The 24,584-nt window shown below is 64.8% G+C and carries 26 protein-coding genes; 19 read left to right on the forward strand and 7 right to left on the reverse strand.

Features of this window, described 5'->3' with window-relative positions; translation table 11 throughout:
- Nucleotides 1–15: 15 nt before the first annotated feature.
- Entirely contained in the window at nt 16–519 is a 504-nt protein-coding gene (locus EV191_RS24845; protein WP_132879902.1) for a flavin reductase family protein, read from the reverse strand.
- Nucleotides 520–559: 40 nt separating this feature from the next.
- The gene (locus tag EV191_RS24850; protein WP_279388459.1) at nt 560–1,912 is read right to left on the reverse strand and encodes a flavin monoamine oxidase family protein; all 1,353 of its coding nucleotides are present in this window, start codon (nt 1,910–1,912) and stop codon (nt 560–562) included.
- 245 nt (nt 1,913–2,157) lie between these two features.
- Between EV191_RS24850 and EV191_RS24855 the strand changes: the two genes are divergently transcribed.
- The 4 genes from EV191_RS24855 to EV191_RS24870 all read left to right on the forward strand — a co-directional run bounded on the left by EV191_RS24855 (nt 2,158) and on the right by EV191_RS24870 (nt 4,926).
- Nucleotides 2,158–2,784: a 3,4-dihydroxy-2-butanone-4-phosphate synthase gene (locus tag EV191_RS24855; protein ID WP_165913085.1), complete on the forward strand. Its 627-nt coding sequence runs from the start codon at nt 2,158–2,160 to the stop codon at nt 2,782–2,784.
- Nucleotides 2,785–2,840: 56 nt separating this feature from the next.
- Complete coding sequence (locus EV191_RS30860; RefSeq protein WP_132879905.1) at nt 2,841–3,479, forward strand: TetR/AcrR family transcriptional regulator; 639 nt, start codon at nt 2,841–2,843, stop codon at nt 3,477–3,479.
- Nucleotides 3,476–4,258 (forward strand): class I SAM-dependent methyltransferase, encoded by a 783-nt coding sequence (locus EV191_RS24865; RefSeq protein ID WP_165913086.1) that lies wholly within the window; start codon nt 3,476–3,478, stop codon nt 4,256–4,258. Before EV191_RS30860 ends, EV191_RS24865 begins: the two co-directional genes overlap by 4 nt.
- A gap of 122 nt (nt 4,259–4,380) precedes the next feature.
- Complete coding sequence (locus EV191_RS24870) at nt 4,381–4,926, forward strand: MarR family winged helix-turn-helix transcriptional regulator (protein ID WP_132879908.1); 546 nt, start codon at nt 4,381–4,383, stop codon at nt 4,924–4,926.
- Between the two features lies 1 nt (nt 4,927).
- On the opposite strand, the gene EV191_RS24875 is transcribed toward EV191_RS24870, so the two are convergent.
- Nucleotides 4,928–6,448, reverse strand: coding sequence for an aldehyde dehydrogenase (locus EV191_RS24875; RefSeq protein WP_132879910.1), 1,521 nt, complete (start codon nt 6,446–6,448; stop codon nt 4,928–4,930).
- A 202-nt stretch (nt 6,449–6,650) separates the two neighbouring features.
- On the opposite strand from EV191_RS24875, the gene EV191_RS24880 reads away from it, so the two are divergent.
- Genes EV191_RS24880 through EV191_RS24935 form a run of 12 tightly spaced genes read left to right on the forward strand, consistent with a single transcriptional unit; the run spans nt 6,651 to nt 17,245 of the window.
- On the forward strand, nt 6,651–7,166 hold the full coding sequence (locus EV191_RS24880) for a cupin domain-containing protein (protein WP_132879911.1): 516 nt from the start codon (nt 6,651–6,653) through the stop codon (nt 7,164–7,166).
- A 32-nt stretch (nt 7,167–7,198) separates the two neighbouring features.
- Nucleotides 7,199–8,143, forward strand: coding sequence for a PDR/VanB family oxidoreductase (locus EV191_RS24885; RefSeq protein ID WP_132879913.1), 945 nt, complete (start codon nt 7,199–7,201; stop codon nt 8,141–8,143).
- Between the two features lie 14 nt (nt 8,144–8,157).
- Nucleotides 8,158–8,379 (forward strand): recombinase-like helix-turn-helix domain-containing protein, encoded by a 222-nt coding sequence (locus tag EV191_RS24890; RefSeq protein ID WP_132879914.1) that lies wholly within the window; start codon nt 8,158–8,160, stop codon nt 8,377–8,379.
- 5 nt (nt 8,380–8,384) lie between these two features.
- Nucleotides 8,385–9,443, forward strand: a complete 1,059-nt coding sequence (locus tag EV191_RS24895; protein WP_132879916.1) for an aromatic ring-hydroxylating oxygenase subunit alpha — start codon at nt 8,385–8,387, stop codon at nt 9,441–9,443.
- Between the two features lie 18 nt (nt 9,444–9,461).
- Nucleotides 9,462–10,418: a VOC family protein gene (locus EV191_RS24900; RefSeq protein ID WP_243659210.1), complete on the forward strand. Its 957-nt coding sequence runs from the start codon at nt 9,462–9,464 to the stop codon at nt 10,416–10,418.
- Nucleotides 10,415–11,197 (forward strand): aspartate dehydrogenase domain-containing protein, encoded by a 783-nt coding sequence (locus EV191_RS24905; RefSeq protein WP_243659211.1) that lies wholly within the window; start codon nt 10,415–10,417, stop codon nt 11,195–11,197. Before EV191_RS24900 ends, EV191_RS24905 begins: the two co-directional genes overlap by 4 nt.
- 56 nt (nt 11,198–11,253) lie before the next feature.
- Nucleotides 11,254–12,024 (forward strand): alpha/beta fold hydrolase, encoded by a 771-nt coding sequence (locus EV191_RS24910; RefSeq protein WP_243659212.1) that lies wholly within the window; start codon nt 11,254–11,256, stop codon nt 12,022–12,024.
- Nucleotides 12,024–12,773, forward strand: coding sequence for an SDR family oxidoreductase (locus EV191_RS24915; RefSeq protein ID WP_132879918.1), 750 nt, complete (start codon nt 12,024–12,026; stop codon nt 12,771–12,773). The genes EV191_RS24910 and EV191_RS24915 overlap by 1 nt, the downstream gene beginning before the upstream one ends.
- A 35-nt stretch (nt 12,774–12,808) precedes the next feature.
- Complete coding sequence (locus tag EV191_RS24920; protein ID WP_132879919.1) at nt 12,809–13,591, forward strand: SDR family oxidoreductase; 783 nt, start codon at nt 12,809–12,811, stop codon at nt 13,589–13,591.
- A 13-nt stretch (nt 13,592–13,604) separates the two neighbouring features.
- Complete coding sequence (locus tag EV191_RS24925) at nt 13,605–15,227, forward strand: thiamine pyrophosphate-binding protein (protein ID WP_132879921.1); 1,623 nt, start codon at nt 13,605–13,607, stop codon at nt 15,225–15,227.
- 9 nt (nt 15,228–15,236) lie between these two features.
- Nucleotides 15,237–15,869 (forward strand): dienelactone hydrolase family protein, encoded by a 633-nt coding sequence (locus EV191_RS24930; RefSeq protein WP_132879922.1) that lies wholly within the window; start codon nt 15,237–15,239, stop codon nt 15,867–15,869.
- A 2-nt stretch (nt 15,870–15,871) separates the two neighbouring features.
- Nucleotides 15,872–17,245 (forward strand): MFS transporter, encoded by a 1,374-nt coding sequence (locus tag EV191_RS24935; RefSeq protein WP_207894669.1) that lies wholly within the window; start codon nt 15,872–15,874, stop codon nt 17,243–17,245.
- Nucleotides 17,246–17,359: 114 nt separating this feature from the next.
- Here EV191_RS24935 and EV191_RS24940 read toward each other — a convergent pair whose 3' ends face one another.
- Together EV191_RS24940 and EV191_RS24945 are read right to left on the reverse strand one after the other, a co-directional pair.
- Complete coding sequence (locus EV191_RS24940) at nt 17,360–17,782, reverse strand: phosphatase PAP2 family protein (protein ID WP_341539639.1); 423 nt, start codon at nt 17,780–17,782, stop codon at nt 17,360–17,362.
- Nucleotides 17,783–18,027: 245 nt separating this feature from the next.
- Nucleotides 18,028–18,690 carry a TetR/AcrR family transcriptional regulator gene (locus EV191_RS24945; protein ID WP_165913088.1) on the reverse strand — a complete coding sequence of 221 codons (663 nt, stop codon included), beginning with the start codon at nt 18,688–18,690 and terminating at the stop codon, nt 18,028–18,030.
- Nucleotides 18,691–18,793: 103 nt separating this feature from the next.
- Here EV191_RS24945 and EV191_RS24950 point away from each other — a divergent pair, with 103 nt between their 5' ends.
- Entirely contained in the window at nt 18,794–20,908 is a 2,115-nt protein-coding gene (locus EV191_RS24950; RefSeq protein WP_132879924.1) for a HelD family protein, read from the forward strand.
- Between the two features lie 43 nt (nt 20,909–20,951).
- Here the strand turns inward: EV191_RS24950 and EV191_RS24955 are convergent, their stop codons facing one another.
- Nucleotides 20,952–21,716: a helix-turn-helix domain-containing protein gene (locus tag EV191_RS24955; RefSeq protein WP_132879926.1), complete on the reverse strand. Its 765-nt coding sequence runs from the start codon at nt 21,714–21,716 to the stop codon at nt 20,952–20,954.
- A gap of 239 nt (nt 21,717–21,955) precedes the next feature.
- Between EV191_RS24955 and EV191_RS24960 the strand changes: the two genes are divergently transcribed.
- A complete protein-coding gene (locus EV191_RS24960; protein ID WP_243659213.1) occupies nt 21,956–23,638 on the forward strand; it encodes a CocE/NonD family hydrolase in 1,683 nt (560 codons plus the stop codon).
- Nucleotides 23,639–23,660: 22 nt separating this feature from the next.
- Complete coding sequence (locus EV191_RS24965) at nt 23,661–24,293, forward strand: hypothetical protein (RefSeq protein ID WP_132879927.1); 633 nt, start codon at nt 23,661–23,663, stop codon at nt 24,291–24,293.
- A 92-nt stretch (nt 24,294–24,385) separates the two neighbouring features.
- Here the strand turns inward: EV191_RS24965 and EV191_RS24970 are convergent, their stop codons facing one another.
- Entirely contained in the window at nt 24,386–24,565 is a 180-nt protein-coding gene (locus EV191_RS24970) for a MerR family transcriptional regulator (RefSeq protein WP_243659214.1), read from the reverse strand.
- Nucleotides 24,566–24,584 lie beyond the last annotated feature (19 nt).

The following is a 24,584-nucleotide window of genomic DNA, read 5'->3' on the forward strand; positions in this document are numbered from 1 at the left end:
GTAACGGGAAACGGTTCAGTGGCCTCGCTCGCGTATTGCGCCGAGCCGTCCACGGTGGAAGACGAGTGGTTCGCCGTGGCCAGCTTCCAGCCGGCATACTTCGGCGATCACGATGAGGTGATCTCCGCCAGGGAGCTCTTGCGTGATACGGCAATCGATCCAGGCATGCGCGCCGGCGATTTGCGGTGCGCCGGAGGTGGATTCGTGCCAATCCACCTCGGCGAACTTGTCGTGCCCTCTGGTCGAGAGCGCGCGGCAGACGTGCCGCTGTTCGGCGGCGAGGACACTGGCGCTGAACTGACCGGAAGGGCGGATTCTTGGCCAGCTGCGCGATGTTGTCGTCACGCTGAAACTCACCAGCGGCGGGCTGAGGGACAGCGACTGGAACGTGCCGACGATGAGTCCAGCCGGGCTGTTCGTCCCCGGCTCGCGACCTGCCACGACGACCACGCCGGTGGGAAGATGGCCCATGACGTCGCGAAAATGAGTTGGTTCGATGGTCGGAGTCGACATGGTCATGATCGCGTTCCTTCCAGTTGGTGACCGGTTGTCGAGCGGATCAACGGCTGCTCGCCAGATCCGTGCGGATCTCCCTGGCGACCCGCAAGCCACTTTCGACCGCGCCGTCGATGAAGCCGGCCCAAACATTCGCGTAGTCGCTGCCCGCGAAATACAGGGCGCCTTCGGGACACTGCTGGGCTAAGAAGTAACGGGTGAGCTGGCGCGGTTGCTGGATCAGCCAGGTTTGCTTCGAATATGGATCCGACATCCAGTCGTGCCCGGTGACGTCGAGAACCTCCAGGTCGTCCCGCCAGACCCGCAGCGCGGCGCGAACGGCGTCGGTGTCGTTCGGTGAGATCTTGCGTGCGTCGGCGCCAAAGGACACCAGAACGGCGTCATCAGTGCCGATGAACTCGGTGCGTGCAACGGAAAGTGGGTGCTCGGCGGAGGAGTAGGCGAAGAACGGCTCGATCGGTCCGCGAACGCGGATCCATACCTTCACTCCCTTGGACGCCGTCCCTTCCGCGCCCGCGGCAAGCTTCTCGGCGCATAGTTCGGGCGAGACGGTCAGATCGCCAAGCAGGTTCTGTGGCAGGGTTAGCACCACCCTGCGCGCGGTGATCCGCTCACCGGTCGCGGTTGTCACCACCGCACCGGTCGCATCATGCTCAACCCGGCGGACCTCGGTGGAGGTGCGAATATCCGCGTCAGTCTCGGCGACGATCGCCGAGACAAGCGACCGGGTCCCCGACGCTAGCCGGAACACCGCCGACGCTTCGTGCATCAGGTGCCAGGAACCAGCGGTGGCCGCGGTCCAGCGCAGTGCGCTGGTGAAAGCGGCGTCTTCGAGTGGCGCGTTGACATGTCCCACCCAGGCGGCTTCGTTGGCCTGGTATTGGTCCACGGGAAGGTCGAGTTCGTCGAGCTTGTCGCGAAGGCTGAGACCGTCAACCGACTCGAGCCCCGTACCGGACAGCGGTTCATCTGGTCGCGGGATGTGTCGCATCGTCTCGTCGAGTAGGTGTCGCATACCCGGGTCGATCAGTTCCATGAAGCTCTCGAGCGAACCGTTGCGGACCTCGTTACCAGCCAACCAGTACGCCTCCGCTGGCCGGGGACCACGGGTGACCGGTAACCCGTAGCGGGTGACCTCCGCCCAGACGTGTGGCTGAACCCAGTGCAGCCATGTTCCACCCATCTCCAAGTCGCGGCCGAGCCGATGATCTGTCCACACTCGACCGCCGAGCCGGTCACGAGCCTCCAGAACCGTGACGCGTACGCCGTTCCTGCCGAGTTCGCGAGCGGTAATCAGGCCGGCGATCCCGCCGCCGACCACGACGACGTCAGTTTCCTCATGCACCGCGAAAGCACTCCTCTGGTCGGTAACTAGGTTCCGCGAAGCGATCTGCACACTTAACGAACAGTATGTTCGCTATATGAACGTATGTTTCATTCTCAGTCCGCAGTCACCAGGGCGTCAATACGCTTCTCGGGCGAACCGTTGCGATGCATGGTCGTTGGGTATCCAAGGATGCTTGACCGGGCGCGATAGAGACTCCTACTCTTCGGATACGTGTTCGTAAAATGGTGACAGTGTCCACTAATTGAACACTCTAATGATCGGAGGCATGTATGCACGCCGTCAGGTTCGATTCCGTGTCGGGAGCGATCGAGCGGCTTGCCGAGGGGTATTCGGTGGTCATCGTTGACCCGGTCAACGCGCCGGAGGAAGGCGAGCTGGTGTTCGCCGCCGAACGGGCAACGGCCGCCCATGTCGCGTTCATGGTGCGCCACACGGCCGGTTTCGTGCGCACCGCCATTACCGCGGAGACCGCCGCGCGGTTGTGCTTGCCACCGATGGCCTACGTGCACGCGAATGGCGCCGGCTCCGCGTTTACCGTCACGGTCGATGCGAGTGAGGCAACGAGCACTGGGATATCCGCGCGCGACCGTGCGCGAACGATACGCGTACTGGCTGACCCGGTGGCTGGTCCGGATGAGTTGACGCGGCCCGGTCACATCGTGCCAGTCCGTGTTCGGGACGGCGGCGTGCTCGCCTGTCCGGGTCGCGCGGAAGCGGCCGTCGACCTCGTCCGGCTGGCCGGGGCCGGTACCGCCGCCGCGCTGTGTCCGATCGTCAGCGAGTCACGCCCGGTCCGGTTGGCCATGCCGCAGGAACTGCGCGCGTTCTGCGATCGGCATGGCCTTGTACTTGTCACCGTGCAGGATGTCGTTGCGCGGCTGAGTTGTTCCGGTGAACGGATCGCGAAAGCGGCGTCCTAGCTCGCCGGTGTCGGACTACTGGCGCCTTGTCCGATACAAATGTATCGTAGGCGTCGATGGACGAGGATGGCATCCGCGCGCGGATTCGCGAAGCGGCATTCGAGGAGTTCACGGCCCATGGCTTCAAGGGGGCGACGGTCCGCGGCATAGCCGAAGCGGCCGGGGTCTCGCTTGGCATGGTGCAACGGCACTTTCCCAGTAAGGACGAGTTACGCAGGGCCTGCGACACACACGTTCTCGCGGTGCTGCGGGAAGTGCGTGACTCGGTCATCGCCGTCGACGCGGCACCGGGCGGCGCACTGCCGGGGACCGCGCAGCAGGCGGTGGCCAGGCTCGCGCCTTATCTGGCTATGGCGCTATTGCGGGACAATGGGTCCACAGCGGAATGGTTCGACGAGCTCACCGAGCTGTACGGCACGACGCTGACGAGCGGAGGGCTGGGCATCACCATTCCAGCCGACGAGGACGCCGAGGCGGTCATGGCCGTGCACGCCGCCATGCAGATGGGGCTTACGGTGTTCGTCGACCAGGTTTGCCGCCGGCTCGGGGGTGCCGAACTGGATGCCGAGATGGCCTATCGCATTGGCCGTGCCCGTCTTTTCCTAGCGAGCGAACAACTTGTCTCGCCAGAACACGCGGACCGCATCAGGGAGTCCTTGGCGCGGCATGCGGCAGAGGGAGGAACCGCGCAGTGAGCACCACGAAGATCACGCTATCCGGCACGAAGAAAACCATGCTCTATACCCTCTACTTCCGGGCCATCGACGCGCGTTCCCCTCGGCCACTGGTCGCCGATGACTGGGCGGCCAGCGTCCTCGACCGGCTGAACGTCAACCGGCTCAGCCTTGTTGGTCGGTCCAGCGACCGGTTCATTGGCCTCCTGCGGGCCAGGCGGATCGATGGCTGGACGCGCGATTTCCTTGCCGAACACCCAACCGCGGTGGTGCTGCATCTCGGTTGTGGACTGGACAGCCGCGCATTCCGGCTGCCGGTACCACCAGAGGTCCAGTGGTACGACGTGGACTTTCCAGAGATCATCGAGTTGCGCGAACGGTTCTATCCAGACCGGACCAACTACCGCCAGATTGCCTCATCGGTCACTGAGCCGGAATGGTTGGACGAGATCCCCTCGGACCGGCCGACACTGATCATCGCCGAGGGCCTGCTGATGTATCTGTCGGAAAGTGATGTGCACCGACTGCTGGCAAGCGTCACCGAACGCTTTCCGGGTGGCGAGCTGATCTTCGATGGTATGGGCCGCGTGCTTGCCCGGCTGTCCAAGATGTTTGGCTGGACGCTTGATGACCCGGCCGAGCTGGAACGCAGGCATCCTCGGCTGCGACGGGTCGACCATATCGACATCTCCGCGGACTACCGGCTGATCCAGGAACGTTGGTATCGAAATCTGGTTGGCCTGCTGCGCCGCATCCCCGCCGTGCGGAAAGCGCTACACCTGTTGCGATTCCGCTTCTAGCCACGACGGCCTCGTGCGGTACACGGTGGTGGCGAACGTCGGCAGGGCCGCGGTGCTCGGTGCATAACAACCTTCGGGCTAAGATAATCGACGTTCGGTTACATGTGTGGAAGGGGGCCGCGTTGTCTCGGGCTGGTCGTGGCGATTCGCCGGATGCCGTTGACTTGATCGTGGAGCAGTGGCGGCACAGCCGGCCAGAACTGGATACCTCAGCGCTGGCGGTGCTCGGTAGGTTGCACCGAAGTTATCGCCGGTACCACGCGCAGATTGGCGCGTTGTTCGACCGCCACGGCATCAGCATGGGTGCCTTCGACCTGTTGAGTGCGCTGCGTCGCAGTGGCGAGCCGTACCGGTTGTCGGCGGGAGTGCTTGCCGAGCAGACGCTGGTGACCACCGGTGGACTGACACAGCGAGTCGATCGGCTGGAAGAGCAGGGTCTGGTGGTCCGTGAGCGGAACGTGGGGGACGGGCGGGTGGTGCATGTCCGGCTTACCGATGAGGGCCGGGCGCTCATCGACAAGGTGGCCGATGACCACTTCGCGAATGAGCGGGGGATGCTGATTGGCTTGACTGGAGCGGAGCGGCAACAGCTCGCCGGCCTGCTGCGCCGCCTGGAACGGTCGATGGAACTCGCCGAGCTGGCCGCGGACAGTGCGGCTGAGGAATGACTTACCGCTCGTCTGGCGACGATGCTTCCGCCCATGGCAGTGGCTGGTCGTTTAGTCCTATGTAGATGCTCTTTTGGTGGGTGTAGGCGAGGATTCCGTCCCGTCCCTTTTCGGTCCCGAGCCCGCTTTCCTTGACGCCGGAAAACGGTGTCGATATCGAGAACTGCTTGTACGTGTTGACCCATACGGTCCCCGCCTGGATCGCTTTGCCGATCCGCCAGGCCTTCCGGTAGTCGCTGGTCCAGATTCCGCAGGCAAGCCCGTACGACGTGTCGTTCGCCTGCTGGATGAGGTCCGTCTCATCGTGGAACGGCAGGACGACGGCGACCGGGCCGAAGATCTCCTCCTGACAGGTCGCGGCTGAGTTGTCCAGACCGTCTAGCACCGTCGGAAGGTAATAGGCGCCGGTTCCCAGTTCTGGATCGGTTGGCGCCGCGCCACCGCAGTGGACTCGGGCGCCTTCGAGCCTGGCGCCGTCCACCATCGCCGCGACCCGGTCACGATGGTCGGGGTGCACCAGAGGGCCAACCTGTGTCCTCGGGTCGGTACCGGGGCCAACCCGCAGTGCGCGGGTCGCGGCTACCAGTCGTCGCAACAGCTGGTCGTAGATCACTTCGGCGACGAAGATGCGCGAACCGGCGACACAGCTCTGCCCGGAGGACGAGAAGATACCGAAAAGTAGGCCGGCGATGGCATGCTCGAGCGAAGCATCGGCAAAGACGACATTGGGCGATTTCCCACCAAGCTCGAGCGAGACCGGCATGATCTTCTCGGCCGCGTTCCGGCCAATGGTGCGACCGGTAGCGGTGCCGCCGGTGAACGAGACCTTGCCGATCCCTGGATGGCGCACCAGCGCGTCACCGACCGTTGCGCCCGGGCCGGGTAGCACGGAGAACAGGCCGGGCGGGATGCCCGCCTCCATGACGATGCGACCAAGTGCGAGCGCCACCAAGGGAGTCCACTCGGCTGGTTTGAGTAGTACCGCGTTGCCAGCGGCCAGCGCGGGCGCGACTTTCTGCGCGTCGCTGGCGATCGGCGAGTTCCATGGGGTAATCGCCCCTACTACGCCGATCGGCTCGTGTGTACTCATGCTCAGGTAGTCCCCACGTGCCGGTGTTACCCGCGCCTCGCGGGTTTCCGCCGCCGCCGCGAAGAAGCGGAAAGTGCCCGCGGCACTGGCCACCAGCGCGCGCGTTTCGGCAAGGGTTTTACCCGTGTTGCGGGTTTGCAGTAGCGCCAGCTGCTCGGTATCGCGCTCGATAAGTGCGGCGATCCGGTACAGATAGCTTGCCCGCTGGTGCGGAGCCAGGCCGCGCCATGTCGGATCATCAACAGCGTCCTGGCCATGCCGTACCGCGATGTGCACATCTTCGGGGCTTGCCGCGTGCACCGCGGCGATCCGGTCACCAGTCGCTGGATCTATCGGCTCAAGCAGTTCACCAGTTCCCCGGCGCCACCGACCGCCAACCAGAATCTCGTCGCTGATTGCGACTTCGGGCGCGGCTACCGTGCTGCGGAGCATGCGTCGCTTCCTCTCATGTGTCAAGCCAGGGTCAACCGATCCAGTTGGTAGTTAACATCCAAGATAAATCGATCAATGGCTAGCTAACTCAGCCTCAGCACGACGCGTATCCAATCAGAGAAAGCCTTGTGGTCCGCCGCGCTCGATGCTACAACCTTAAGCATCAATAGTTTAGAGCTAAGATAATAATCAAGGAGGGACGATGTCCACAGCTGCCACGGGCACTGATCTGGATGCACTGATCGACAGCTGCATCGCCAGTAGGGAAAGCCGGGACGAGGACTGGGATACCCTTGCGTTCCAGGCAAAGGCCGGCGAGGAGTTCCGGCGGGCGCAGATCCGCTACATCGGATCAGGGGCAACGGGTCACCACGAGGGCGATAATCGGATCCTGCCTTCCGAGCATTTCACCTTCTCCAACATGCGGCTGCCCGTCGGTGGTATCGGCCCCGAGCACACCCACCATGACGTGGAAGAGGTGTTCTTCGTACTCGAAGGGACACTCGAGGTCGCCGTACATGACGTCGAGGACGGCACGAAGACCGCTAGCCGCCGGCTCGGCTACCGGGACCTGATTCGGGTTCCCGCCGGAGTTCCGCGCAGCCTGCACAATGTTGGCGACACCGATGCGCTGTTCTGCGTGGTCATTGGGACCCAGAAACCGCAGCTGCCAACGTATCCGACGACCTCGCCGATGCACGGCGTCACGAGGGACTGACCGGCGGCGGGTGGTACACGGCGGAGTGGCTGATGGATCGACTGGTATGGCTCACCCAGCAGCGCTGGCTGGCCGAGGGTGTGCACGAGCTACGATTCCGGGCCTCGGACGGCGGCGAACTACCCGAATGGGAACCCGGGGCGCACATCACGATCACCTTGCCAAATGGGCAGGCGCGGGACTACTCGCTGTGTAGCGATCCTGCGGACCGGACGGAGTGGACGGTCGCGGTGTTGCGCGAGCGGGATTCCCGCGGTGGTAGCTCCTATGTGCACGAGCAGTTGCGGGTAGGTGAGCAGCTCGCCGTTGCCGGTCCGCGGAACAACTTCCCGCTACGACCGGCGGATTCCTACCTGTTGATCGCCGGCGGGATAGGTATCACGCCGATCAAGGCGATGGCTGAGCGGCTCGCCGCGCAGGAGGTTGAATGGTCGATGCTGTACTGCGGTCGCTCCCGCGCGGGGATGGCCTATCTGTCCGAGTTACACGGCATCGCTGGGGCGCGCCTACGGCTACACTGCGATGACGAGCAGGGCGGCCCACCAGACCTGGCGACAATCTTGGCTGGCTGTGCTGATGGTACCCAGGTTTACTGCTGTGGCCCGGAAGCATTACTGGCCGCGGTCGAATCCCAGATGGTTGATCCGGATCTATTACACATTGAACGGTTCCGCGCGGCGGCGCCGGTCGAAGCAACTGGTGACGAGTCGGCCTTCGATGTCGTGTGTGCTGGTTCCGGCCTCCGCGTGACCGTCCAGCCCGGAGTGTCGATCGTGGATTCTCTTGCGTCGGCTGGAGTGGAGGTACTGACCTCGTGCCGGGAAGGGATCTGCGGTACCTGCGAGACCAAGGTGCTTGGCGGCGTGCCGCAACACCGCGACTCCATTCTCACCGACCAGGAGAGGTCGGCCGGCGAGACGATGATGCTCTGCGTCTCTCGCTGTCAGTCCGCCGAGCTGGAGCTTGACCTGCCCTGATGAAAGGAGCGGAGATGACACTCGAACTGACACCACACCAATCGCGCGGCCGACCACCGACGAGCTACGAGGATGCGCTGGCCGACGAACTCGAAGCGATCTACGGCAGAGGAATACACGAGCTTCCTGGCGTCGTGGTCGCACTCAACGAAACCGGCGTTCGCCCGGCCGGCGGGCAGGACTGGACCGAGGACAGCTTCGCCGCGGAGCTGGCCAGGCTGGCGCGGCGGTGGTGAGCGCGATGACACGTACCGAAGTTCTGAACACGGTAGACGGCCGGGTAACACTTGGTTTGCGGGACAGGTGGTACGCGCTATGTCCGTCAACGCGCGTACGCGCTGGCGAGCTGACCCGGATAGATCGAGCTGGCGAGGAACTGCTGTTGTGGCGGGATACCGCCGGGGCGGTACATGTCCAGGAGGACCGGTGCCCACACAGGGCGGCCCGGCTGTCCCTCGGTGTACACATGGGTGACCGCATCGCCTGCAATTACCACGGCGTGCAAGTTGACGCGAACGGGGTGGTGGTATCCGTTCCGGGTAGTCCAGGCTGCGCCCTCGAAGGCCGCGCCGCGTTGCGGACCTTTCCCGCGCAGGAGCATGCGGGTGTCGTGTTCGCCTGGTTTGGCAACGACGAGCAGGCTGATCCGCTGCCGCTGAAGGTGCCTACACCGATCGCCGGCGGGGAGTGGGACAGTTTTCCCTGCTACGTCGAATGGGATGCGCCATGGTTGTACTCGCTGGACAACCTGATGGATCCGATGCACGGCGCGTTCCTGCACCGTAACTCGCACTCGATGTTCGCGGGTAAGCGCGAGGCCGCTTTCCAGGTTCGGGAAACCGACCACGGTTTCGTCTTCGAGAAGACCGACCAGCACGGAGTGAACTTCGACTGGTCGGAATGGGTCGACAACGGGCTGCAATGGGTCGGTCTGGAGATCCCATATCCGGACTCGGCTGGACCGGGCGGGCCATTTGCCATCGTGGCCACCGCGACACCGATCAACGAGTATCAGCACGTCGCCTTCTTCTGGCGCTGCCGCAAGGTAACCGGTTGGCAGCGGGACAGTTGGCGGTTCCTGTACCAGGCGCGCCTCGAGGAACGACACTGGGCGGTGCTCGAGCAGGACAGGGTGATGCTCGAAGCGATGCCCGCCGACGCGCATCAGCGGGAAGGCCTTTACCAGCACGATATCGCGCTAGTCCGGTTGCGGCGGATGTTGCGTTCCGCGGCAAAAACGCAACTTGCCGATTCGGAGAGCAAGTCGAAACCCACCCATGCCCCCGCAGCTGTCCGATAGGTTTGTGAGGCGAGAAAAGTGCAGTCCATTAAATCGTTTGTGGACACTCCACAGGAACCGGTCGCGCGACTGCGGGCGCTGCGGTCAGTGACACTGTGCAGCCCCACCGCCGACTCGGCCGCCGAGTTCTACTCGCAGGTCTGGGGCCTCGGTACCGTGGAATCCGAACGCGGTGCCGCCTGGCTACGCGGCACCGGAGCGGAGCACCACATCCTCGAGGTACGGCACGCGGAGCGCAACGCACTCGGCAAGATCGCTTTCGCGGTGGCCACTCCTGCCGAAGTGGACGAGGCTGGTCGGCGGCTGAGCGCACTCGGCGTGCCGATGTTGGTCGAACCGGGACCGCTGGAACAGGTTGGCGGGGGTTACGGACTGCAGCTGATCGACCCCGAGGGTCGGTTGGTCGAACTGTCCGCGAACCTGGAGGCGGTCGTACCACAGGACCCGGAGGGCAGGGCGGCGGTGCCGCGCAAACTGGCTCACGTGGTACTCAATACCGTGGACATCGACGCGGCCTGCGCCTTCTACACGAAGGTGCTGGGGATGCGGATCTCGGACTGGTCCGAACACCAGATGGCCTTCCTGCGGTGCAACGCCGACCACCATGTGATCGCGTTCAACGCGGCTGAATGGACCTCGATCAACCACGTCGCCTACGAGATGGGCTCGATCGACCATTTCATGCGGGGAATCGGCCGATTGAAACACCACGACATGCTCCCGCTATGGGGGCCGGGGCGGCACGGCCCGGGAAGTAACACCTTCTCCTATTTTGCCGACCCCGCGGGGCTGGTCTGCGAGTACACCTCGGAAGTGGCGCAGGTGGACGAGGACGCCTGGTTGTGCCGAGTATGGCGGCGTACCCCGGAACTGTCGGACCTGTGGGGTACCGCGGGGCCACCGTCTCGGGATGTGCGTGAACATATGGCCGGCGTACCGGACCCAGGCTACCGTCCGGCGAGGACCGCGTCGTGAAGGTCGCGGTGCTCGGGTGCGGTGCCATTGGCGCGGTTGTAGCCCATGCCCTTGCCGATGGCGAAGTCTCCGGCGCCGAACTCGTCGGCGTCGTACATGCTGATGCGACTGATCCACCTGGGCTTCCGGTGCTTGACTTCGGGAGCGCCGTGGATCGCGCCGATCTGGTTGTGGAGTGTGCTGGGCAGGCGGCGCTTGCCGAGTTCGGGTCGAGGGTCCTGGCCGCAGGCAAGGATTTGCTGGTGGTCTCTGCCGGCGCGCTCGCCGACGATGCGATCTTCGGTCGCCTCACTGGCTACGACGCCGGACGGGTGTACCTGTCCACGGGTGCGATCGGCGGACTGGACCTGTTGGCGGCCGCGGCGCGTGCTGGCGGGCTGTCGTCGGTGCGACTGACCACGACGAAGCTGGCCGGCAATCTCGTGCAGCCGTGGATGGACCAGGAACAGATCAAGCTCCTTCGCAAAACGACCGAACCCATCGAGTTACTGCGCGGCCCCGCGCGCAAGGTCACCGCCGCGTTCCCGAAATCGGCGAACGTCGCGGCCTCGGTTGCGCTGGCCGTCGGCGACTGGGACCTGGTAGACGCGGCCGTCGTCGCCGATCCTGACGCGGAACTCACCAGCCACGTGCTTACTGCCGAGGGCACCGCTGGCAGCTACCGGTTCGAGATCCGTAACCATCCTTCCGCTCGAACCCCGACGACCAGCGGCATCGTGCCGCATGCCGTCCTGCGCGCGATCAGGTCGATGACCGGAAGGGCGGTGCTCCCGCTGTGAATCCGGTTACTGGAGGGGCGAGCCCCGTATGGCTGGCAACGGATCAGGTGCACATGGTGCGTTCCGGAACCTCAGGGACCCCGGTGCTGCTGTTGCACGGGATCGGTGGTTCGAGTGCGTCCTTTCACGAACAGCTTGGGCCGCTCGCCAGGGAACACCAGGTGTTTGCCTGGGATGCGCCCGGCTACGGCGCTTCGGCGGATCCCACGACCGCTCCTGGTATGGCCGGGTACGCTGAGATCGCGGCCGAATTACTGGCCGATGTGGGCAGGGCACACGTGGTTGGCGTTTCCTGGGGCGGGGTTATCGCGACGCGGCTGGCAGCCGAATACCCCGAGTTGTTGCGATCGTTGACCCTGGCCAGCTCAACCCGCGGATCAGGACGCAGCGAGCAGGCCGCAACCGGGATGCGGGCGCGGGCGAGCGAACTGGCCGATCTCGGGGCGGCCGGATTCGCCCGCGCGCGTGGCCCACGGCTGCCCGCGCCCACTGCGGACCCGCGACTCGTCGAGTCCATTGTGGCCACAATGGCGAAGGTCAGGTTGCCCGGCTATCTGTTCGCCGCCGAGTCGATGGCTGAGACCGACCACACCGAGCGACTTGCCGAGGTCACGGTCCCGACACTGGTACTGGTCGGTGCGCTGGACGAGATCACCGGACTGGCGGAGAGCCGCCAGCTGGCTTCGGCTATCCCCGGCGCACGGCTGCGTGTCCTGCCCGGGGTCGGCCATGCGGCGAACCAGGAGTGGCCAGTCGAGTTCAATCGGGTCGTTCTCGATTTTATGTCCAAAGTAGATGAGTCTGACCAGTGCCAAGGCGGTACATAATGGATCTTGCGGGTAAGACGGTTGTCGTCACCGGCGCCGGTCGGGGACTCGGATTAGCGATCGCCCGCGCGGTGGGTTTAGCCGGCGGTACGGTCGTACTGGCCGAGTACTCCGCCGACCTGGCGGCAGCGGCCGCTGCCGAACTACGCGCCGAGAGCATCGAGGTACATCGGGTCGATACCAATGTCGCCAGCAGCGAGTCCGTGGCCGAACTCGCGCGGCAGGTCGCGGAGCTCGGACCGCTGCACGGGCTGGTCAACAATGCCGCGCTGGCCAATGGCGTTGGGGGTAAGTACTTTCCGGATATCCCTGTCGCGGAGTGGGACCGCCTGATGGCGGTCAACGTCCGGGGCCCATGGCTCGTTGCCGCCACGCTCTACCCGCAACTGGCGGCATCCGGCGCGGGACGGATCGTGAACATATCCTCGGACGCGGCGTTCTATGGCTCGCCTCGACTGGCCCACTACGTCACCTCCAAAGGTGCGATTGTCGCGATGACCAGGGCGATGGCCCGGGATGCCGGAAAGGACGGTATCACCGTCAACGCCCTCGCCCCCGGACTGACCGAAGGTGAGGCGACCGAGGCGATTCCCGCCGAACGGTTCGAGCTCTACCGCTACAACCGCGCCATCGACCGCCCGCAGCGGCCGGAAGACCTGACCGGCGCGGTGAGCTTTCTGCTTTCCCCCGCGGCCAGCTACATCACTGGCCAGACCCTGTTGGTCGACGGCGGTTTCGTGTGCCGCTGAGGCGGACGGACACACCAGAAAGGTAGGGCTAGGCGATGGACCTGGGGTTGCGTGGACGTACCTACCTCGTTACCGGAGCTAGTTCCGGGGTTGGCCTTGCCACCACGGAACTGTTGCTGGCCGAGGGGGCGAACGTAGCGGCTTGCGCGCGGGACGGGCGCCGGCTGACCGAGGTCGTCGGGCGACTGGCAGGCGCCGACCGGGCGGCAACCTTCGCCGCGGATGTGCTCGACACAACGGCGGTACAGGATTTCGTCACCTCGGCCGCGGACCGGTTCGGCGGGATCGATGGGGTAGTCAACAACGCCGGCCGGTCACTGCTGGCGAGCTGGACGGAAACCACCGATGAGCAATGGCGGGCCGAGCTGGAACTCAAGCTGTTCGGGGTCTTACGTCCAGTGCGGGCCGCATTGCCCTGGTTGTCCAAATCAGACAGCGCGGCGGTGGTGAACGTGAACGCGGTGTTGGCGCGGCAACCCGAACCGCGGCTGGCCGCGACGTCCGCGGCGAGAGCAGCGCTGCTGAACTTGTCCAACACGCTTGCGGTCGAGCTCGCGGGATCCGGGACACGGGTGAACTCGGTCTGCCTTGGACTGGTGGATACCGGGCAGTGGCGCCGCCGCTACGAAGCCGCGGACACGGATCACGGGTTCACCGAATGGGCCGCGGAGCTCGCCTCCGATCGCGGTATCGCCCTCGGCAGGCTCGGTAACCAGGATGAGGTCGCTTACCCGATTGTGTGCCTGCTCTCGCCCCGCGCCTCGTATATCACCGGCGCCGCGATCGATGTGGACGGCGGCGTCGCACGCTACGTATGAATGGAGAAGACCGATGAACGGCGGCGATCTGCTCGCGCGCATCATGCGCGAACACGGAGTTGGCACCGCGTTCGGTGTGGTGAGCGTGCACAACCTGCCACTTGTCGAGGCGGTAGACCGGGACCTGGAGTTCGTACCGGTCCGGCACGAGGCGGCGGCGGTGAACGCCGCGGACGGCTATGCCCGCAGCACGGGCGGGCTTGGCGTCGCCATCACCAGCACCGGTACCGGCGCGGGCAACGCGGCCGGCGCACTGATCGAAGCCCAGACCGCACGGAGCCGCGTCCTGCACGTCACCGGCCAGATCGATGCGCGATACCTTGGCCAGGGCCGTGGGGTCATCCACGAAACACGCGATCAGCTCGGCATGCTGCGCGCGGTGTCGCGGTACGCGGAAACCGTTCACTCGCCCGAAGCCGCCGCCGGTATTCTCCACCAGGCCGCGCTGCGGGCAGCCACCGCGCCGTTTGGGCCGGCAAGCGTTGAATGGCCGATCGATCTGCAGTACGTGCCACACGACGACCCGTATTCGACGGGAGTGGTCCAAGCGCTCCCGGAGATCGATGACGCCGAGGTCGCCGAGGTTGCCAGGTTGATCACCAACGCTCGCCGCCCGCTGATATGGGCCGGCGGTGGCGCCACTGGTGCCGGCGCCGAGATTAGCGAACTGGCCGAGCTGCTTGGTGCCGGCATTCTCACCAGTAACGCCGGGCGGGGAACCGTCCCCGAGGACGACGAACTCGTGCTTGGCAACTTCGCCAGCAATCCACGGATGCGGCCATTGTTGGCCGAATCCGACCTGTTGATCGCGGTCGGAACGCACTTCCGGTCCAATGAGACCAAACACTATCAACTCGAGCTGCCGGAGCACTGTGTACAGATCGATGTGGACCGCGAGGCGATCGGCCGGAGCTATCCCGCTGCCGCCGGCATTGTCGGCGAAGCTCGGAGGGCGCTTGCCGCGTTGCTGGCCCGACTCGGGGAACCGGGGACAGAGGAGGGTTGGCCGGCACGTGTGCGGGCAACCCGCAGCGCGGTACGTGACCACCTTGCCGCCGCGATAGGGCCCTACCTGCCGATCTGCCAGGCCATCCGAGAGAATCTGCCTCGCGAGGCGGTGATCGCGCGGGATGTGACCATTCCGGTCAGCCAGTGGGGTAACCGGCTGCTACCCATCTACCATCCAACGACCAACCTGTTCCCGCTCGGTGGTGGTATCGGTCAGGGACTGGCGATGGGGATCGGCGCGGCGGTGGCCAATCCAGCTCAGCCAACCGTGGCGCTCGTCGGTGACGGTGGACTCGCCGTCCACCTTGGGGAACTGGCAACCCTTGCCCAGCAGCGCCCATGGTTGGTCGTCGTGCTGTTCAACGATGGTGGTTACGGCGTGCTGCGCAATATGCAGGACGCCCATTCGAGCCACCGAGCGGGTGTGGATCTCTACACGCCCGACTTTGGCAAACTCGCCTCCTCGCTGGCCTTGCCCTACCAACTAGTGAGCTCGCCGGAACGATTCGCCGAAGTGTTCGGCAAAGCTATCGCCGACCATGGACCGTCTATTGTGGAAGTTGACGTGACGGCATTGCCTGAACCGCCGGAACCGTTCGTTCCTCCCGTCGCGACCCCCGCCAGGTAGGAGCCACCGATGACGTCCCCGACAGCTGCCATCCACCACCACTCGCATGGTCCGGCGAATCGTCGCAAGCAGGTTCTGGAGACCGCCGCCCCGTTGTTCGTGGTTCCACCGCAACCTGGACCGGTTCGCGGTGGGGTAGTAGTCCTGCACGACCTTGCCGGGCTGACCGAGGAAGTCGAGCGTTGTTGCCGGTGGCTGGCAGCCGAGGGTTGGCTCGCCGTGGCGCCGTATCATTACTACGAATCCGGCGGCAGAGGACGAGCCGAGCCGCTGGTGCCTTCCTACGCGCGGCATCCGCTCAGTGCGGATGGACTCCGTACGGATGTCGTGGCCGCGGTGGATTACCTGGTACGGCGGCGGGGACTGCCGGCCGAGTCGTTGTCGGTGCTCGGTTTCGGCACGGGCGGTCACCTTGCCGGATGGGCTGGCGCGCACTGCCAGTTCGCTTCGGCCATCGCGATCACCCCGGCTGAGCTCAACTTGGCCGGCATGCCACCACTGAGCCAGCTCGTACCGGCAGCGGAAACCCGCTGGCTGGATGCTAGTGCGCGGAGCTGGGCGGAGATCAGGCGGTTCCTGAGCTTCGCGGCGAAGCCCGACAGCACCCTCGCAATCAACGCAGATTCGCGCACCAGGGAGTGAAGATGAGTGCAGCACCCGCGGATTCGTCAGCCACGGTCGGCGCCATAGCGGCGCGGCTCGAACGGCTACCCAGCTCACGCTGGCAGGCCAAAGTGCTGATCCTGCTCGGCACGGTCGTGTTCTTTGAAGGTTTCGACCAGATGCTGGTTTCGTACACGCTTCCGCTGATCAAAGAGGAATGGAGCCTCAGCTCGTTCGAACAGACCGCCGCCGTGACGGCTGGTTCGGTGGGCATGCTGATCGGGGCACTGTTGTGCGGCATGCTTGCCGACCGGTTCGGCAGGGTCCGAATGGTGGTGATCGCGATCCTGATCACCGCGATATCCAGCCTGTTGCTGATGGTCTCGACGGACTTCGTGCAGTTCGTCGTCCTGCGTTTCGTGCAGGGGCTCGGTATCGGTGGCGAGGTGCCGGTGGCCGCCGCTTTCGTCAGCGAGATCGCGAAGGCGAAGGGGCGCGGCCGGTTCGTGTTGCTCTACGAACTTGCCTTCCCCGCGGGATTGACCGCCGCCGCCGTGATCGCGACGGCGATCGTGCCCCAGTTCGGCTGGCGCGCGCTCTACCTGATCGGTGCGATTCCCGCGATTCTGGCATTCCTGGTGCACCGCAAGGTCCCGGAGTCACCACGGTGGCTCGCCGCCCGTGGTGACTTCGCGCGGGCCGAGCAGGCGATGCGTGCTATGGAGGAAGGCGTACGCAAAGCGACCGCCCGGCCACTGCCACCACCCGTACCGCACGATGATGTGCCCGCCGAATCACGCGGTCGGATCCGTGACCTGATCGGACGGAAATACCTGCGCCGCACCACGATCGTAGCTGTCCTGTGGTTCTGTGGTTACTTCGTCAACTATGGCCTCACAGCTTGGCTTCCGACCATCTACACGTCGGTCTATCAGATTCCGTTGCAGACCGCGTTGAACTACACCCTCTACACGAGCCTCTTCGGCTTCGGTGGTTGCGTGCTGGTGATGTTGCTCGTCGACCGGATCGGCCGCAAACCGGCACTGATCATCGGGCTTGGCGTGGGCGGGCTCTTGCTTATCGTGCTTGCCATGCTCGGCGCGGCAAGCGGTCTGGCCGTGGCATTGTGGTGCAGCGTATCCGCGCTGTTCATCTTCGCGGCCAATATCTGTCTCTACGTCTACACGGCTGAGTTGTATCCGACGCGGGTGCGCGCGCTCGGCGTCAGTATGGGCGGCGCGTGGAACCGGGTTGGGGTGATTCTCGGGCCGATCGTCGTCGGTGGGTTGATCGCGGCGGGGGCAAGTATTGCCGTTGTGTTCGCGGTGCTCGGCGGCGTTGGTGTTGCCGCGGGACTGGTCGCGTTTCTCGGTGAGGAAACCGCCGGGCGAAGGTTGGAGGAGATCTCCAGGTGAACCCGCGCGGGTCCGGCGATGCGGCCAAACATTCGAGTCCGGTTGGTTGGCAGGAGCGCAGCGAGTCCACTCCTCGGTGCTTGGGGCCAGGGGTGCTTGTTCAGGGATGCTTCTTCAGGGTGTCAGAAGGCCGAAGACGACGGCGAGTACGGATCCGGCCGCGATTCCGCCGAGGACCTGAGCGAGGGTGTGATCACCAAGCTGGACGCGGGACCAGGCAATTGCCGCGACGATGAGCCCGCTTAGCCACAGCCATGGTGTGTAGGCAAGGACGAGAATCACTACGGCTCCGGCGCTGGTCGCGGTGTACATCGATACCTTCCACCAGACCGTGATGACCGCACAGACGATGAGGCACCCGATCATCGCGATGTCGAGTGCGATCAGCATGCGAGGTGCCCCGAGGATGATCAGCAACGCCAGACCGATACCGGAGAATCCGATCAGAGCGATGAACGGGATGACGCGTCCTTGACGGTCGCGCACGTGGTGCCCGTCCCAGCGGCGGGTTCGGGCGCCCCAGACGATGACGGCCATCGGCAACACGCTGCTGGGGGGCCGCGATCAGCAGGCCCCAGCCGAGGGTAGGTCCGACCGCGCGGGTCGCCTGCCATGCGATCGCAAGCGGGAGTGCTACGACGACGACCCACGGGGCGAAGATTTCGGTTACGAGCCGAGCCATTCGGTACGCAACGGTATTCGCTGGTAGGTCGGCGGCAGCACTGGTCACGTCTCTCCTTGGCTGGTCAGGGTGGCGGGTATGGCGATTGGCGTAGGGCAGGTCAGTCGAGTGTGGGCCACATGGCGGCTAAGCCGCTTTGCAGCGCATCAAACGCTTCCTCGGTTCGGCGGACGGCTCCGGGATAGGTCTCATCGGCGCTACGTCCAAAACGGATCTCGTTGGCGTTGTAATCCGAGAGGACCCATTGGGCGCTGAAGACCTGCGAGGCTACGAGACGCGCGGAGAACCCGTCGGTCAACCCACCGGAAGTGAGCAGTTCGCCGGCGAGTTCGTGTTCCAGGTCGAGCATGTCCACGGTCAGTCGGGCCAGCAGGGCTGGCGTGGAGTTGCACAGCCGGTGGAACGTGATGGCTGCTGGTGTGTCGTTCAGTCCAGTCAACGGGTCACGGTCGGCAAGTCGATCGAGATGGAACTGGCGCAGCGCGGTCAGGGTCGGTACGTCGGACTGGCGCTCCCGCAGGACCCAGGCCGGGCTCTTCCGCTCGTCGATGAACCGGCGGAGGACGAGATCTTCCTTGGTCGGGAAGTAGGCGAACAGGGTGGGTTTGGAGACCTCGGCGGCCGCGGCGATTTCGGCTACTGAGACGCGGTCGAACCCCGAGTGTTGGAACAGGGTGTAGGCCGCCTCCATGATGGCGTCATGGGTGCGACGTTTCTTGCGTTCCCGAAGTCCAAGTTCTCCCACGGGCCCAGGTTCTGCCATGGACCAAGCGTAGTCACGGCTGTCCAGGTTAACAACTTGCCTCGAGTTGTATAGTTTACCGAGTTAAGATTTTTCGTTTCGCATCTGCGAGGTCTTCACGGCTATGTCCCAGCCTGCCCAGAACTCCGTCGAGCCCGAAATTCATGCCGAACGTGACTACATGGACGTCTGCCGTGCGCAACTCGCCCGTATGCGCGAGGAGGTTCGCGCGCACCTGGACACGGGTGCGGGTGAAGGCGAAGACGTACTGGACAAGTACTTCAACCATATGCTGCGCCAGTTCCGTGCCCAGGTGGTTGAGGAGCTGGCTGATCTGGACGATGTTCCGTTGTTCTTTGGCCGCCTGGACTTCCCGGCTGGCGAGATCTACGAGGGCATTCGAGAGACCGGATCGATAACCCACACCCTGACCAGCGACCTGGTTTACGTCGGGCGTCGAGGAGTGCGTGACGACGGCGGCGAGCCAATGGTCATCGACTGGCGCGCCGAGCTCTCGCGCGCGTTCTACGAGGCCAGCCCCCAGGATCCGATGGGTGTCCGAACACGCCGCCGGTACGGTTTCGATCATCACGGTGTGCTGACCGCATACGAGGACGAACCTATCGCGGAGCTGCGGGCTGCCATCGGTGGCGGTGGTTTGCTCGTCGCCGAGATCGAGCGGCCACGCAAGGGTCCGATGCGGGACATCGTGGCGACGATCCAGCCCGAGCAGATGAGCCTCGTCCGCGCTCCGCTGGACCGTACGGTCTGTATCCAGGGCGCCCCGGGTACGGGCAAGACCGCGGTTGGCCTACATCGCGTGGCGTACTTGCTCTACGCCGAGCGGGAACGGCTGCGCAAGAGTGGGGGCGTGGCCGTAATCGGGCCGAACCGCTCGTTCCTCTCCTACATCCGCAACGTGCTGCCCGCGCTAGGTGAGGTGGAGGTATCGCAGGCCACTCTCGATGAGCTCATCGGGTCCGGCGTCGTGGTCCGGCGTACGGACGCGCCGCTGGCGGCGGTGGTCAAGGGTGACGTGCGGATGGCCGAGGTGCTCCGGCGCCACCTGTGGTCGCGGGTCCAGGCGTTGACCGAAACCGTCGAGGTCAAACACCAGCACCGCACCTGGCGCCTGTACCCGGAGGAGCTGGCTGACGAGGTCCAGGATGTGCTGGCCCGCGGGGTTGACTATGGCGCGGGGCGCGAAGTGCTCGCGAACCGTCTCGCGCATCTGGTGCTCCGTCAGCTGGAGCGGGCAGGCAACTCATCGTCCACTTTGACTGAACTGCGGCGGAACAGGGCGATCAACCGCGCGGTGGGGCAGATGTGGCCCACGATCGACCCGACCCGGTTGGTTTTCGACCTGCTCACTGACCAGGCCCAGCTGGCGCACGCCGCCGAGGGCGTTCTCACCGGCGAGGAACAGCGGGCGATCTTGCTGTCTCCGCGTCCACGTAGTGCGAAGTCCGCGCGCTGGAGCAGCCTCGACCTTGCACTGTTGGACGAGGCCGCTACGTTGGTTGAACGGCCAGCGAAACTCGGACATGTGGTGGTCGACGAGGCACAGGACCTGAGCCCGATGCAGTTCCGCGCGATCGCTCGGCGGATGGCTGGTTCCGGCACCCTGCTTGGCGATCTGGCGCAGGCCACCAGCTCTTCCGCCGTTCAGGACTGGACCACGGTGCTCCGGCATCTGGACCGGCCGGAGGGCAAGGTCGAGGAACTGACTCGCGGATATCGCGTACCGGCACAGGTCATTGACTTCGCCGCCAGGCTGCTTCCCTACATCGCCCCGGATCTGCGTGGTCCAGCGTCGTTCCGGCAATCCTCGGAATCCTTGCGGATCACCCGGACCACGCCAGGGGAGGAGACCGACACCGTCATCACGACCTGTGCCGCCGCGCTCGCACGCGAAGGAGCGCTCGGCTTGATCGCGGCCGATGTGGATATCCCGGAACTTCATCAAGCGCTGTCCGACAACGGATTGCCACATATCGTGCTGGGCACCGAGGAAGCGGACCTGGAATCAGAACGCCTCATCCTGGCACCGGTCTCGCTCAGCAAAGGGCTTGAATTCGACACCGTGGTCGTGGTGGAACCAGCCCGGATCGCCGGCAGCGAACAGCGCGGTCTACAACGTCTCTACGTCGCGCTGACCCGCGCCGTAAGCAACCTGCATGTCATCCATACCGAGGATCTACCGGAACCATTGGCCACGGAGCCCGCGATGACGTACTGAAACCCAGGCTGGCTCGCGCGATTCCGACAACCCACAGGGCGCGCTATTCGGCCTCCCGAGGCTTGGCGGAGGTCTTCCCGGTCGCTGGCTTGCGGAGTAGCCCGCGAAGGCGGGTCAGCACATCCACCTGCGCGGGATTGTAAATGTCGACCATGGCCTTGCGAACGTTCTTCGTCGCGTACTGCTCGCCCCGTGGCGCGTCCATCGGTGCGGTGAGCAAGTCCGGATGTTCCCGGTATATCGCTTGTACGAGCGGAACCAGGCGCTCGGCGAGGTCCACGCGGGCCCGTTCATCGGCGTCGGCGGGTAGGTTCTCGAACTCCAGGCCTACTGGGTCGATGATGGGTCTGCGCACGAGACCGGCGTAGCTCGCCATTCCCTCGGGGCCGAGTACCCGGCCGAGCACGGTGAGGAACGTCCGGTCCTCCTTTGACATCGGCGTTTCAGTCGCGGCCGGTACGAACTCGGGAGGTAGCTCGGTCGGAGCCGACTTCTGCAGGATGTAGCCCAGCTCCACTCTGGCTCGCTGCAACCGTTCGATCGTGGCCGCGAGTTCCGCGTCGAGCGTGCGCAATGCTTGCTCCGGGTGGTCGTCGGCGTCTCCCATCTCGGCGATCTGGGTCAGGGAGAAACCCAGGTCAACCAACCGCTTGATCCGCAGCAGCCGGACGAGGTGGGCGACGCCGTACTGTTTGTAGCCGTTGGCGCGTCGTTCCGGCTCAGCGAGCAGGCCGACCTCGTGGTAATGCCGCACGGCCCGCAGGCTGGTGCCCGCGAGCTCGGCGATCTCACGCGTGCTCCACGCCATCGCCAGCCCTCACCTCGCTCCGTTTCGGCGTTCGGGATCGTCTCTCGCTATTCGAAACTATGCCGTGGGGGCACGGTCAAGCGCGAGCCAAACGTGGTCTCCTCGACCGACCCAGTCCCGAACTGGTGGTGACCTGTATCACGTCATTGCGGTGTTGAGTGTGCCGTAGCGGCACAGCTTTTCCTTGTTCGCAACGCGTAATCGAATCCGAGGCCCACTCGTTCGGTACTGGAGACACAGTGAAGAGAACCTGGACTGTCACGGCTTTCGCGCTCGCCGTACTGATGTTGGTCGGCGTGCCGGCAGGCTCGGCCGCCGCGAAGCCCGGGGTCGCCGAGCGTGGTGTGACCCATGAGCAGAACGACCGTGTTCCTGAAGGGGCCGTTTGGACCGAGCGCTACTTTCCTTCGTCGGACGGATCGGAGACTGAGCTGCATGCCGACGTCTTGCTACCGAAGGATCTTCCGGAAGGCGCGAAGATTCCGGTGATCCTGTCGGTCGGGGCCTACTTTGGACATTCCGGGCAGCTGGGCGACGAGGGCTGGTCGCATGCGGGACCCTCCGATCGGTTCGCGGATCTGGTCGAGGGTGGCAGGCTGTTCGAGCGGGGCTATGGCCTCGTTCAGGTTGATCTGCGGGGCTTTGGCGGGTCGACTGGCTGTCTGGATTTCATGGGCGCGGGTGAGCAGGCCGATGTGCGGGCGGCCATCGATTGGGTCGCCGAGCAGTCGTGGTCGACGGGGGCGGTTGGGATGTATGGCAAATCCTACGATGCGATCACCGGGTTGGTCGGCAACAATCTTGATCAGGAGTCGCTGCGGGCTGTGGTCGCGCAGGAACCGGCTTGGGATATGTACAACCTCGTACGCTCGAACCGGGTCGCGAAGCTGAGTGGGGTGCTCGCGCCCAACACCTACAACCAGATCGCCCAGCTCCCGCAGCTGCCGGACGACACGAAGCGCTACCGCAAGAACGCGCGGTACGAGCAGCGGCATCCCGAGTGCGTCGCCTACAACACGGAGAACAACCTGAAGGCCGACCCGCGGTCCGAGTACTGGCGGCAGCGTGATCTCGCCGAGCAGGCGAAGGGTAGTGACACTCCGCTGTTCGTTACGCAGGGCTTTGTCGAGCCGAACACGAAACCCGAGGCAATGCAGGAGTATCTCGCCAACCATCAGGGCATCCAGCGCGGTTGGCTTGGCCCGTGGGAGCACGTGCGCGGCAACGATCGCAACCAGGACGGCAAGCTCAAGATGGGGCGCGCGGGCTGGTTCGACGAGGTGATGGCTTTCTATGACGAACACCTCAAAGGCCACGACACGAAGACCGACTACCCGAACTTCGCCATCCAGGACAGCAACGGCGACTGGCGCGCGGAGGAGACCTGGCCAGCCGCGCGGGACTCGCGTGCGGTCGCGCTGCGCGATGGTTCCTACGCGGACACGGGTGAGGACGGCGGGCAGGCAAGCTACTTCAGCTGGTCCCACCCGGTCGAGCAGGACATCCGGATCACCGGTACACCGCGAATCGACATGGCCACCAGCGGCGTCGGTAACGTCATGGTGAAGCTCTACGACGTGGCGCCGGAAGGCTCCTCGACCATGTTCGACGAACAAGTGTCCCTTGTAGACAGTTCAGGGGACGTTGGTATCGAACTCAAATCAACCGACTGGACAATCCCGAAGGGACACTCGCTGACGGTTGAGATCGGCACGATCTACGACGGTGGCTGGATCGACACGCCGACCGGTAGCCAGATCACCGTGCGCGACGCGCGGCTCAACCTCACCACCGACGACCCGGCCAGCGACAAACCCGCCGACGGCGAGAAGTCTCCGTACCTGGACACCTATCGCCAGATATACGCCAAGGAACTGACCCACGGCGATCCGTCGTTCACCGTGCCCACACCACGCGGCTGAGTACGACGGGAAGGGAAGGGCCATGACCAACCGGTCTCGTGACGACGAACACCGGAAACGGCTACGCCCGTTCCGCCGTCACCACGCGGTCTACCGCCAGCTTTACACCACCATCGTCACCAGCCAGGACAACGGCACGACCCGTTACACGGTCGAGTACGACGCCGCCAGGGACGACGGGCACATCGTGCTCTACGCCGACGAATACCAGCTGGCGACGGCAGAGCCGCCAGCTTCCTTTCCCGTGCCCGGTGGCGTCATCGACGTGAACGTATCGCTCTACGGAGTCACACGGGTGCACCTCCTCGGCGACGACGGTCACCAGCGGCGACTCACACCCGTCGCCGGCACGCTCGAGGACCTCCGCTGGCGGCTACATCGCCAGCGGCCCGGCCTCAGCGCACTACTCGCATGGCTGGCGATCACCGCGCTGCTCGCCAATCTCGTGCTGTCCGTACCGCAGGCCATCGAACTCCTTACGACAGTCCCAAGGATCCGCGACATCGTGGGCGGCACGTTCACCTCGCCAGTCCAGCTACCCGGGTGGCTCACCGTCATCGTGACACTCACCGGCGCACTTGCCGCCGTCGAACGACTACTGATGCTGCGCCGCAACCGCGTCCTCGACATCGAGACACTATGGACAAACCTGTGAGACCGTGGTGGGGGCGATCGACGGTCGGGCGCGTTTCGGGTTGGCGCCCCGTAGCGGGTCACCAGGCGACCATTGCGGCGGGCTGACAGCGGTCAGGACGGTGCCTTGTCGCCGATCACCGCCTTGACAAGCTCGACGACGGCGTTGGCGCCGTAGCTCCGGTACCCCGAGTGGTTACGCTCGGGTTCGGGTAGCAGTCCGGTCTGATGGTAATGCCGTACTGCCCGAACCGTGACCCCGGCATAGCTTGCCAGTTGACTGATGGTCAGCATGCATTCCATTGTGCGCGGT

This window comes from Tamaricihabitans halophyticus, assembly GCF_004340875.1.
GTDB classification, from domain to species: Bacteria; Actinomycetota; Actinomycetes; order Mycobacteriales; family Pseudonocardiaceae; genus Tamaricihabitans; species Tamaricihabitans halophyticus.

Excerpts from the sequence above, each read along its gene's own strand:
- EV191_RS24845 (WP_132879902.1), bottom strand. The coding sequence starts at position 519 with ATGACCATGTCGACTCCGACCATCGAACCAACTCATTTTCGCGACGTC.
- EV191_RS30860 (WP_132879905.1), top strand. The coding sequence starts at position 2,841 with ATGGACGAGGATGGCATCCGCGCGCGGATTCGCGAAGCGGCATTCGAG.
- EV191_RS24875 (WP_132879910.1), bottom strand. The coding sequence starts at position 6,448 with ATGCTCCGCAGCACGGTAGCCGCGCCCGAAGTCGCAATCAGCGACGAG.
- EV191_RS24880 (WP_132879911.1), top strand. The coding sequence starts at position 6,651 with ATGTCCACAGCTGCCACGGGCACTGATCTGGATGCACTGATCGACAGC.
- EV191_RS24885 (WP_132879913.1), top strand. The coding sequence starts at position 7,199 with ATGGATCGACTGGTATGGCTCACCCAGCAGCGCTGGCTGGCCGAGGGT.
- EV191_RS24890 (WP_132879914.1), top strand. The coding sequence starts at position 8,158 with ATGACACTCGAACTGACACCACACCAATCGCGCGGCCGACCACCGACG.
- EV191_RS24895 (WP_132879916.1), top strand. The coding sequence starts at position 8,385 with ATGACACGTACCGAAGTTCTGAACACGGTAGACGGCCGGGTAACACTT.
- EV191_RS24915 (WP_132879918.1), top strand. The coding sequence starts at position 12,024 with ATGGATCTTGCGGGTAAGACGGTTGTCGTCACCGGCGCCGGTCGGGGA.
- EV191_RS24920 (WP_132879919.1), top strand. The coding sequence starts at position 12,809 with ATGGACCTGGGGTTGCGTGGACGTACCTACCTCGTTACCGGAGCTAGT.
- EV191_RS24925 (WP_132879921.1), top strand. The coding sequence starts at position 13,605 with ATGAACGGCGGCGATCTGCTCGCGCGCATCATGCGCGAACACGGAGTT.
- EV191_RS24930 (WP_132879922.1), top strand. The coding sequence starts at position 15,237 with ATGACGTCCCCGACAGCTGCCATCCACCACCACTCGCATGGTCCGGCG.
- EV191_RS24935 (WP_207894669.1), top strand. The coding sequence starts at position 15,872 with ATGAGTGCAGCACCCGCGGATTCGTCAGCCACGGTCGGCGCCATAGCG.
- EV191_RS24940 (WP_341539639.1), bottom strand. The coding sequence starts at position 17,782 with ATGGCCGTCATCGTCTGGGGCGCCCGAACCCGCCGCTGGGACGGGCAC.
- EV191_RS24945 (WP_165913088.1), bottom strand. The coding sequence starts at position 18,690 with ATGGCAGAACCTGGGCCCGTGGGAGAACTTGGACTTCGGGAACGCAAG.
- EV191_RS24950 (WP_132879924.1), top strand. The coding sequence starts at position 18,794 with ATGTCCCAGCCTGCCCAGAACTCCGTCGAGCCCGAAATTCATGCCGAA.
- EV191_RS24955 (WP_132879926.1), bottom strand. The coding sequence starts at position 21,716 with ATGGCGTGGAGCACGCGTGAGATCGCCGAGCTCGCGGGCACCAGCCTG.
- EV191_RS24965 (WP_132879927.1), top strand. The coding sequence starts at position 23,661 with ATGACCAACCGGTCTCGTGACGACGAACACCGGAAACGGCTACGCCCG.
- EV191_RS24970 (WP_243659214.1), bottom strand. The coding sequence starts at position 24,565 with ATGCTGACCATCAGTCAACTGGCAAGCTATGCCGGGGTCACGGTTCGG.